Source organism: Brevundimonas sp. FV1ye7S (genome assembly GCF_058680995.1).
In genome coordinates this window covers 1,125,130-1,135,936 of the sequence record NZ_CM178726.1, presented here as the reverse complement: position 1 = coordinate 1,135,936, position 10,807 = coordinate 1,125,130, and the positions used below count along the sequence as shown (strand labels likewise).

Annotated in this window: 8 protein-coding genes; all 8 read right to left on the bottom strand. The window is 63.8% G+C overall.

The annotated features are described in order from the left end of the window. Positions 1-19: 19 nt before the first annotated feature. A complete protein-coding gene (locus ACW18C_RS05480) occupies positions 20-916 on the bottom strand; it encodes an arginase family protein (RefSeq protein ID WP_492073281.1) in 897 nt (298 codons plus the stop codon). Next, entirely contained in the window at positions 913-2,013 is a 1,101-nt protein-coding gene (locus tag ACW18C_RS05475) for a GNAT family N-acetyltransferase (RefSeq protein WP_492073280.1), read from the bottom strand. Before ACW18C_RS05475 ends, ACW18C_RS05480 begins: the two co-directional genes overlap by 4 nt. An 11-nt stretch (positions 2,014-2,024) precedes the next feature. Further along, positions 2,025-3,401 (bottom strand): aspartate aminotransferase family protein, encoded by a 1,377-nt coding sequence (locus tag ACW18C_RS05470; protein ID WP_492073278.1) that lies wholly within the window; start codon positions 3,399-3,401, stop codon positions 2,025-2,027. Positions 3,402-3,727: 326 nt separating this feature from the next. Beyond that, positions 3,728-5,356, bottom strand: a complete 1,629-nt coding sequence (locus tag ACW18C_RS05465) for an ABC transporter ATP-binding protein (protein WP_492073277.1) — start codon at positions 5,354-5,356, stop codon at positions 3,728-3,730. A 271-nt stretch (positions 5,357-5,627) separates the two neighbouring features. Next, the gene (locus tag ACW18C_RS05460; RefSeq protein ID WP_492073276.1) at positions 5,628-6,092 is read right to left on the bottom strand and encodes an SH3 domain-containing protein; all 465 of its coding nucleotides are present in this window, start codon (positions 6,090-6,092) and stop codon (positions 5,628-5,630) included. A 44-nt stretch (positions 6,093-6,136) separates the two neighbouring features. Then, complete coding sequence (locus ACW18C_RS05455; protein WP_492073274.1) at positions 6,137-7,564, bottom strand: efflux transporter outer membrane subunit; 1,428 nt, start codon at positions 7,562-7,564, stop codon at positions 6,137-6,139. Further along, positions 7,564-9,510: a MacB family efflux pump subunit gene (locus tag ACW18C_RS05450; protein ID WP_492073273.1), complete on the bottom strand. Its 1,947-nt coding sequence runs from the start codon at positions 9,508-9,510 to the stop codon at positions 7,564-7,566. Before ACW18C_RS05450 ends, ACW18C_RS05455 begins: the two co-directional genes overlap by 1 nt. Continuing rightward, positions 9,510-10,550: an efflux RND transporter periplasmic adaptor subunit gene (locus tag ACW18C_RS05445; protein WP_492073271.1), complete on the bottom strand. Its 1,041-nt coding sequence runs from the start codon at positions 10,548-10,550 to the stop codon at positions 9,510-9,512. The genes ACW18C_RS05450 and ACW18C_RS05445 overlap by 1 nt, the downstream gene beginning before the upstream one ends. Positions 10,551-10,807: the final 257 nt, after the last annotated feature.

Here is a 10,807-nt window from a genome sequence, read left to right as displayed (position 1 = left end):
TATGCCTCCCCGAAAATTATCATGCGTTGCGCCAGGCCGCCTGCAGGGCCACGATCAGTTGCTGGTTGAAAGGGTGGTTATCCTGCTGCCACCGGGCCACGACCTCGGCCGACGGCTCGACCGTCTGCCCGTCCATCCGGCTCAGCCAGCGTTTCCACCATGTGCGATAGCGGTGCAGCGACACCTCACCGGTGATGTCGGCGCCGACCAGCCAGCCATTCAGCGCTGACACGATGTCCAGCCCCTGCGCCGCCGTCATCCGGCCCTGATCCCAGTTGGTGCGGACCACGTCCGGGGCGAAGACGTCCTTGTCGATGCTCAGATAGGTCGGGACCGGATCACCCTTCAGATACCCGCACAGCGCCTCCGTCAGCGCGCCCGTATCGCTGAAAGACAGGAACCGCTCGCCAAAGCCGCGACGGCGCGCCCAGTCCACATCGACGCCGACGCTCCAATAGGTCGCCTTGCCAGCCCTCACTGCGCGCAAATCATGCTCCCACGCGTGGGCGGCGCCCAGGTCTTCTGACGTCACGCCGACGACGTGAACCTCGGCCACGCGCGGGTCCATCGCCATGCGGCCGATCCAAGACCCACAGTGAACGCCCCACGGAAAGCCCATGCTGTCCGGGTGATTATCCAGAACCACCACCCGCACCGGCGCCTCGGCCCACTCCAGACAGCGGTGGATCAGCGGCCAGCTCAAATGGTGGAAGTCGCCGCTGCCCATCAGCACCGGCCCATGCGCCCCATACGGCGCAGCCAGCGACAACAGGGCGGCGCCCGCCCGCCAGAATGTGTTCCTCCCACAGCCGAACCGCAGCGTCTCGCGCCATTCCTGCGGCAGAGTCGGGCGGATCTCGTCCGGCAGGGTCAGTACCGACCCGTCCAGATCCAGAACCAGAGGCCGCCGCCTCATGGCTTCTCACTCCCCGTCTTCTCGTTCCCCACCTTCTCACTCCACGCCCTGTCGCTCTCAAACGACCCAGCCACGCGGCGGCCCAGCGCTCTCAACAGCGGATTGCGGATGAAGACCAGGTGCCGCGTAAAGGTGAAGCTGGCACCCAGCAGGGCCTTGACCTCGGGGTCGGTCCACCCGGCGACATAGTGCGTCAGGCCGCGCTCCATCGCGTATTCCAGATTCACGAACCAGCTGACGAAATACAGGTTCGCCTCACGCGCCTGCGGATAGGTGAAGCCGATGTATTTATCGATCAGCATCCCCCGATGCTCGAAGCACAGATTCCAGCCGATAAAGGTGCCGTCCTGTTTGCGGTATTCGAAAACCACGCCGTTCTGGGCGGCATCGGTCAGAATCTTGAACAAGAACCTGTATGTGAGCTTGTCGAAATGAATCTCACTCTGGGCGTAAACCTGTTCGTACATCGCATAGTATCGGCGCACGGTGGCGTCGTCAAAACAGACGTCGCCGGTGCGCACCACCTGCACCGTCAAGCCAGCGCGGGCCCGCAGTTTCTTGCGGATGTATTTGGCGTCCTTGCGGTTCAGGCGGGAGATATAGTCACCGACATCGCTGAAATCGATCGCCACATAGGCCAGCGCCTGCCCGGCCAACGGGATGAAGTCCCTCGCTTCGCAGGCAAGGGCCAGTTCATCGGCGAAGACGTTGTCGTGCGGGGGCAACAGGGGCGAATCCTGAGGCAGGTCTTTCACAATGGTCAGGGGCTCCCGACGCCCTTGACGCTCGCTCAGGGATGCGGCCACCGTCGCCGCCGCCTTCTTCGCAACCGCCGGTATTGTATCTGGCATCGGAGCATATTCTGTCACCGTCGTGCCGATGAAGGTGGCGCGCACGCGAAGGAACCTCCGCCATATGCGGAACCCCGGCAAGGTCGACAGCCGCGCGACGAGTTCGGCGTCCGCCGTCGTCAATAGATCGAACGGCGCCACGAACGCCGGCGCCGGCGCATCGCTGACGACCGAAAACCCTTCCGGCGGACAGGCTGTCCACCGGTCGATAAGGGTTTGCGGCTCCAGCATGTTGCGCCAGCGCATCGGCGCGTCCCTCACGTCGCCTTGGCGCGGTTCAGCAGTTGCTCCAGCAGCACCATGGCCTCATCGATCTCGGAGCGCGAGATCATCAGCGACGGCGCAAAGGTGATGACGTTCTTGTAGTAGCCGCCAACGTCCAGAACCAGGCCGCGCTTCTCGCCCTGATACTCCAGACCGCCGGCCAGACCGATGTCCACCATCTTGTCCAGCAGTTCGCGGTTCGGGGTGAAGCCGTCGTCCGTGCAGATTTCCGCCCGCAGCGCCAGACCCAGGCCGTCGACGTCGCCGATCTCCTTGTGACGCGACTGCAGATCGCGCAGGCCCTCCAGGAAGTAGGCGCCCGACTCGCGCACCTGACGCCCGAAATCGACCTCGTGAGTCATCTTCAACACTTCCAGACCGACGGCGGTGCCCAAGGGGTTGGCGGCGAAGGTCGAGTGGGTCGAACCCGGCGGGAAGGTCGTCGGATTGATCAGCTCCTCTCGCGCCCAGATGCCGGACAGGGGGTTCAGACCGTTCGTCAGCGCCTTGCCGAAAACCAGGATGTCCGGGGTCACGCCGAAGTTCTCGACCGACCAAAGCTTGCCCGTGCGCCAGAAGCCCATCTGGATCTCATCGACCACCATCAGGATGCCGTGCTGGTCCAGCACGGACTTCAGCCCGGTGAAGAAGTTGGCCGGCGGCACGACATAACCGCCCGTGCCCTGGATCGGCTCGACGTAGAAGGCCGCATATTCGCACTGGTTCGTCTTGGGATCCCAGACGGCGTGGTACTCGTTCTCGAACTTGCGGGCGAAGTCGCGGACGATGACGTCGGCGTATTCCTCAGCCGTCATGCCGCGGGGGCGACGGAACGGATAGGGGAAGGGAATGAACTGGGCACGGTCGCTGAAGTGGCCGAAGCGGCGGCGATAGCGATAGCTGGAGGTGATGCTGGACGCCCCAAGCGTGCGGCCGTGATAGCCGCCTTCGAAGGCGAACATCAGCGTCTTGCCGTTGCTGGCGTTCCGCACGACCTTCAGTGAATCGTCGACAGCCTGGGCTCCGCCGACATTGAAATGGACCCGGCCCGGCAGGCCCCATTTCTTCTGCGCGTCCTCGGCGATGAACTTGGCCAGTTCGATCTTGGTCGGGTGCAGATACTGGCTGGCGACCTGGGGAAGCTCATGAATCTGACGGATGAGGGTGTCGTCGAGACGCTTGTTCTTGTAGCCGAAGTTGACGGCCGAATACCACATCTGGAGATCTAGAAAGGCTGTGCCATCATTGTCGAACATATAGCTGCCGTCGCAGCCGGTGAATATCTTGGGCGGATCGACATAGTGAACCGTGTCGCCGAAGGAGCAGTAGCGCGCTTCCTGCTCCAGAAGTTTTTGCACATTGATACTCAAGGCACATCTCCATTGAAGTGGAAGCTTCTTTCCGACAGATCGGTGCAACCTCCGTCGAGGTCAGGTGTAGGATTTGTGGATGCAGCAAGGCCCTATTGGGACCAAAGCCGCGACGGCGCCGCGCGGCCTTCTGGCGCTCGAATCGATGTCGATCTGGCGCTCTTTCCGACGCGATCGTCGACAATGCTGAAATCAGCTTCTGCAAAGGCTGATCGCGCAGATCGATCCGACCCGCGCCCTACGGCCGAGACGACGGTCCAGGGATTGATGCCGGATTTTCGTTGGGCCAATCCGGCCGCGAAACTGCGAACTTGGTCGACCGCTCGTCAGCCGATCGTCGCGAGCCGATGGTAGCGACCATTCGCGGCCATGAGCGTGTCGTGGTCGCCCATCTCGATGATCCGCCCGCCTTCGAGCACAACGATCTGGTCGGCGTGGCGCACCGTCGACAGGCGATGGGCGATCGAGATCACGGTGCGATTGTGATTGGCGGCCAAGGCTGCGGACAGCGCGCTTTCGGTCTGTGGATCGAGCCCGCTGGTGGCTTCGTCCAGCAGAAGCACGCGCGGATTGCGCAGGATTGTGCGCGCCAGCGACAGCCGTTGCCGTTCTCCGCCAGAGAACTGGTATCCGCGCTCACCCACTTCGGTTTGCAGCCCCTTGGGCAGGCCAGCCACCTTTTCGGACAGTTGCGCCAGGGCCAGCGCCTGTTCGATCTCCGCCAGCGACGCCTCGGGCTTGGCGAAGCGCAGGTTCTCTTCGATGCTGGCGTTGAGAAGGAACGGGTCCTGCGTCACCACGCCGAGGATATGGGAGAGGGCTTCGAAACTGAAGTCCTTGAGATCAACGCCATCCAGCGTCACACGACCGCTGTCCGGGTCGTAGAGGCGCGCGACAAGATAGCCCAAGGTGCTCTTGCCCGATCCGGTGCTGCCGACGATGGCGGTATGCGTGCCGGACTCTATGCGCAGATCGATGTGATCCAGGGTCAGGCGATCCGTCGCGGGATAGGCGAAGCTGACGTCTTCGAAGACAATCTCTCCGCGCACGGCGTCCAGGTCGATGCTAACGGGCTGGGCGGGTTCGACCAATGTCGGCTTGGTGTCCAGATAGCCGAACACACGGGTCAGCAGGGCGCGCGCCTTGCGCAACTCCACACGGGATTCGAATAGTTGGAGCGTGGGCCATAGCAGTTGTTCCTGAAGCGCGATGAGCGCCACCAGGGTGCCGATTGACACGCCCAGACCATGAGCGAGCATTAGCCCCCCGACCAGGAAGGTCAGCGCCGGAAGGATATCGAGCGCGAACATGATGATGGCGATCTCCCACTGACCGGCGGTGTGGGACTTCAGTTCGAGCCGCGCGACGTCGGACGAGGTCTGACGGAATATCTGCAGCAGATAGCGCGCACGGCCCATGGTGCGGGCCAGGATGAAACCGCCAGCTGACAGGGATTCGGTGACGGTGGCCGACATGTCGGCGATCCGCTCCTGCTGCTGGAAGGTGATGCGTTCGCGCAAATCCGCGACCCGGTTGTTCAGCCACAGCAGGATCGGCATGAAGGCCAGCGACGCCAGCGCCAGACGCCAGTTCAGCAGGAACATGGCCACCACCGTCGTCAGGACCACGGTGACATTGCGGGCCACGTCGGTCGCGGTGTTGGTGAAGAGGGACTGCAGACCGGCGATGTCGCTCGACATGCGCGACTGGACTTCGCCGGTGCGAGCCGTGGCGAAGAACGACAGCGAAAGCGAATGCAGATGCTCGTAAAGCGTCACCCGCAGGTCATGCATGATGCGCTGGCCGATATGGGTCGAGACATAGGCCTGCAAGACGCCGGCGATGGCGGACAATATGGCGACGCCCGCGAGCCCAACGCACAGCCAGATCAGCAATCCGCTGTCCCTGGCCGGCAGGGCGTCGTCGATGATGCCCCGCATCATGAACGGCGTCATCGCCCCCGCCGCGCCGGCGACGATGATCAGGCCGAGAACGATCAGCAAGGCCTTGTGATGCGGCCCGAACAGAGCCAGCACACGACGCCAAGGGGTGTGCTTCAGCGCCGAAGCCTCATAGTCCGCAAAGTCGTCGTCGAGGTCGTGCATGGTTAGGATGTCGCAATTTCAAGTTCATCGGCGGAAATGGGACTAGAAACGCAACCCTCGTCCGACCGCCATGTCATATTGAGGCGGAGTACGCAGGTTGCGCCTGGATCGGGTCGGGCGCCTAGTCACCCCACGCGTCATCCCACCCCGGCGGGGGTCCATCATCCTCCCAGTGATATTCTTCCCAATCGTCGTAGTGGCCGTAGAAATCATAATCGCGATAATGGTCGCGCCAATAGCTGTTGATCTGGAAGGTGATCGGCGAAACCCGCATCGCCCCGGCGCGTGACGGCAAATAGACGCTGCTTTCGTCGTCGATGATCTGAATCTGCCCACCCGACGCCCACCCGCGAACGCCCGATGCGCTGACATCGCACCACCTGTAGTGCGATACGCAGCCGTGAACGGTCACGACCGTTCCGGCGCCCAGCACGCCGACGGGCGGGAATCGGACACTCGGCCCAGAACGGATATTGAGATTGGCGAGGGAATAGCCGTCGACCGAGACGGCGCGGGCGGGTTGAACGCCCCCCATCAGCACACACAAACCCGCCACCAGGGCGATAGGCCCGAAACGCATGGACATGCTCCCGCCAGCATGAGACGCTGACATCTTCACTGCGAGATGTCTCACCACGCTGTTGAGCGCTGGCCGAGACTTTGTGGACGCTCCATGAAGCGCTCCGACACCTGACTGCCAAAGCCGCCTCCCAAAGCCTGACGGAGCGTGACTTGGTTCTGGAGCTGCGCCAACCGGATCGACGACAGCGCAAGATCAGCGGTCCGCCGACGCTCCTGCGCGTCGAGCCAGGTCCGCAGAGACACGGCCCCCGCGCGATACCGGACTTCATAGAGGCGTTCGATCTCCATGGCCGCGTCTCGCGCCTGCCGAAGAGACGCGGCCTGTGAAGCCAGTTCAGTCCGCGCCGAAAGCGCCTTCTCCACCTCCGAAAGCGCGTCGTAAAGAGACCGCCGGAACTGAATCGCCGCCTCTTCATAGCGAGTGCGCGCGATATCGGTTTCAAACCGCATGGCGTTGATATTGAGAAAGGGCAGCGTCACCCCGGCGCCAAGAGTTGCGACGGGGTTCGAAAGCAGACTGAGCAGGCCGCTGCTGGACGTGCCCAAGGCGCTGGTCAGGGTCAGCGAAGGATAGAAGCCGGCTCGGGTCGCATCGGCGCTGGCCAGGGCGCCGCGTAGTCGCAACTCAGCAGCGCGCAGATCGGGGCGTCGCCCCAGCAGATCAGACGGCAAGCCTGCCGCGACGGCGGGCAATGGGCCGACGTTCAACGCCTGTGGTTCGCTAGCCGGCGGCACAGCCCCGTTCAACAGCACCATCAGACCCTCACGCGCCTGCACCCGCGCCTGCCGCACCTCGGACAGGGTCGCCTCCTGCGCGGTGACCGCCTGCTCGGTTTCGCGAAGCTCCACCGCCGAGACCGCGCCGGCTTTGTACTGCGCCTCAATCAGCGACTGGGTTCTCCGGGCATAGGCGAGGCTTTGCTCGCCCAGCGCGATCCGCTCGTTTGCCAAGGCGATCTGCCAGTAGAGCGACGCCGTCGTCCCGACAAGCAACAGGAACACACCGTCATGATCTTCAGCGGTCGCCTGCGCCTCGAACCGGGCGGCGTCGCGAAGCGCGTCCAAGCGGCCGAACAGATCAACTTCCCAGGCGACGCTGGCGGCGCCCGATGCATTTTCGGTCGTCCGGCGATCCCCGCCGGACAATGGGCGGGACACCCCGCTGCCGAGCGACCCATTCGGGACCGGGCGCAGAGCATTGCCCGCCAGCCGCGCCTGCAAGTCGGCCCGGCGCACTCGCACCGCCGCTGCGGCGAGGTCAGGATTGCGCGCGACGGCCAGATCGATCAGCGAATCCAGATTTGGGTCTGCGAAACCCCGCCACCAGGCGTCGGCCCGAACCGGCGAGCCGACTCCCCCCTTCGCGTTGGCGAACGACGTCGGCAACGGCGCGACGGGACGAACATAGTCCGTGCGGGTCGCGCAGGCCGCCAGAAGCGCGGCGGCCATGATCGAATAATGAGCGAATTTCATCATCAATCTCGCGCCAAGGCTGCAACCGGATCGAGACGGGCGGCGTTGCGCGCCGGCAGGAAGCCGAACAGAACGCCGATAATGGTTGAACAGGCGAAGGCGAGCAGGATAGACGGCGCCGAGAACACCATCTCGAATCCGCCCCCCATCAGACGAACCGCCAGCCCCAGCATCAGCGCAAGAGACACCCCGATGGCGCCGCCGATCAGACAGACCAGCACGGACTCGATCAGAAACTGCTGAAGGATGTCGCTCTGCCGGGCCCCGATGGCCATCCGCACGCCGATTTCGCGGGTCCGTTCCGTGACCGACACGAGCATGATGTTCATGACGCCGATCCCGCCGACCACGAGAGCGATCACGGCGATCGACGAGATCAGCAGGGTCATGGTCTGGCTGGTGCGGGTGACCGCCTGTCGAATCTGGTCCGAGTTGAAGATGAAGAAGTCCTTGGCCCCGTGTCGGCGCGTCAGAAAGGCGGTCACAGCGGTCTGGGCCGCATCGCTCTTCACATTGTCGGCTACGCGGACGGTTATGCTCTCCAGATTGTTTCGCCCGGTCATTCGTGTTGCGGCCGTGCTGTAGGGCACGTAGATGGTGGTCCCAGACCCGCCCATGCCTTGCGAAGGACGCAGAACGCCGATCACATGAACAGGCATTCGGCCGAGCAGAACCGTCTGGCCTATCGGATCGCCGCCATGCGGAAACAGCGCATTTTGGGCCTTGGAATCGAGCACTGCGACCTGCGCGGAACGCGCGACCGAAGCCTTGTCGAATACGGCGCCGCGCTCGGTCTTGTACCCGCGCACCCGGAAATAGCCGGCGCCGACGCCGCTGACCTGCGCCGAGGCGGCGACATTGCCCCTTCGCGCCGTAACGCTTGTCGAGACATTGGGCGATACGCTGTCGATATAGGGCTGTCGAGCGAGCGCCTGCGCATCGGCCTCGCTCAGCGTCTGGATCGAGGCGGCCCGCAGGTCGCCGAAATCCCGGCCGGGAAAGATGTCGATCGTATTGGTGCCAAGGTCGCTGATCTGGGCCATCACCTTGGATTGCGCGCCCTTGCCCAAGGCCACCACGGACGCCACCGACGCGATGCCGATGATGATGCCCAACATGGTCAGGAAGGTGCGCATCGGATGCGCCGCCATGGCCCGCAGCGCCATCTGGAACGCCTCTGCGAACCGGTCGGCCATGGCGCGCCAGGGCGCCGCGCTGGACTGCATGGATGCTTTCACGACGTTTGACGGCGTGACGTCGCGCGTGGGCCGGTCAGCGACGATCAGGCCGTCGTCGATCTCGATGATGCGGTTGGCGTGTCCGGCGACCGTCATATCATGCGTCACAAGGATGATCGTATGACCCTCGGCGTTCAGCTCCTGGAGGACGCGCATGACCTCTTCGCCGCTGGCCCGGTCCAGGGCGCCCGTGGGCTCGTCGGCCAGAATGATCGCGCCGCCATTCATCAGCGCGCGCGCAATCGACACCCGCTGCTGCTGGCCGCCCGAAAGCTGGCCCGGGCGATGAAGGGTTCGCTCGCCTAGACCCAGCCGTGCAAGCAGTTCCATCGCGCGAGCGCGTCTCGCGCGATGATCGCGACCGGCGTAGATGGCCGGCGCCTCGACATTGCCAACAGCCGTCAGGTCCGATAGCAGGTGATAGCGCTGGAAGATAAAGCCGAAATGCTCGCGACGCAAAGCTGCCAGTTCATCCGGCTCCAGCGTACCCGTATCGCGCCCCATCACACGATATGATCCCGAGGTCGGTCGATCCAGACAGCCGAGAATATTCATCAGCGTGGACTTGCCCGATCCGGATGGACCGACGATCGCGACCATCTCGCCCGCACGGATCGTCAGAGCGACATCTTTCAGAACGGCGACGGAGCCTTCGCCCGAGGCGAACGCGCGGCCGAGCGCCGTCGTCTCGATGATTGGCGGGGCCGACATCAGAAACCCATTCCCATATCGACTTCTGCCGCGGGCTGCGTCGTCGCCTGGGCGATGACGACTTTTTCGCCGGACTTCAGACCGTCCAGCGCTACGGCGTTGGTGTCGTTCGACATGCCGATACGAACCAGCCGGTTTTCGATCCGGCCCTTCTTATCGACTACGCGCACCTGATAACGTCCGTCTGCTTCGCGTTGGCCCAGGGCCGCCATTGGCACAAGCAGAGAACGGTGCGCGCGTCCCAGCAGTACCGAAACCTGTGCGGTCATGGACGGACGCAGCAGCCCGTCTGTATTCGGCACGTCGAAAAGCGCATTATAGTAGATCGCGGTCGTTCCGGCCGAAGCTCCACCCGCGCCGGTCGCATTCGCGGTGTCTGAGGCTATGGATTCCGGCGCAGGTTCGATCCGGTCGATCCTGGCGTTGTAACGCCGATCAGGAACGCCCAGGGTCGTGAACGACACCGCCTGTCCCGCATGCACTTTCTGGACATCGGCTTCGGAAATCTCGGTCCTAACCGTCATCAGATCCAGGCGGGCGAGCATCACAATGGTGGGCGCGGACTGGAATGCATTCACCGTCTGCCCCTGTTTGGTCACGACCGCGACGATCGTTCCATCCATCGGCGCCACGATACGGGTGAAGCCGAGATTCAGGCGCGCCGTTTCAACCTGCGTCCGGGCCTGGACGATCTGGGCCTCCAGCGACCGGACTTCGCCTTGGACGGACGTCAGCGCCGACTGCGCGGCCTCATAATCCGCGCGTGGGGCGGCGTCCGCGGCCAGCATCGTCTTCTGGCGCTGGAAGGCGAGTTCGGCCTGGACCAGAGCGCCCTGTCGGGACGCCTTCTGGGCGACCAGGGCTGCGGCGGCGGCCTCTGCATTCCGCAGGGCCAGTCGCTGCGGCGCCGCGTCGATGTCGGCGATCGGGTCGCCGGCCCGGACCTGCTGGCCCAACTCCACATAGAGCAGCTTGACCTGACCGGATACCTGCGCGCCGACGCTTACCAACTCCTTGGGGCGAAGCTTGCCGGTGGCCAAGACCGTCTGCTCCAGATCGCCGACCGTGACTTCGGCGAACGTCAGGCCCTCATTGGGCGATGGCCGTGTGGCCCGCCACCAGCCTCCCGCAATGAGCGCCAGAGCAAACGGAAGACCGATGAACAGGAGAAGACGGCGTATCTGCATGAGCAGACTTATGCCAAAAGTTAGGGGCGCTCATGGGTAAGGTGATCGAAAGCGGATCGAAAAGATTGCGTAAAGACGGGCCGGTTTCGCCTGTCGAACCTTCCAGCCCG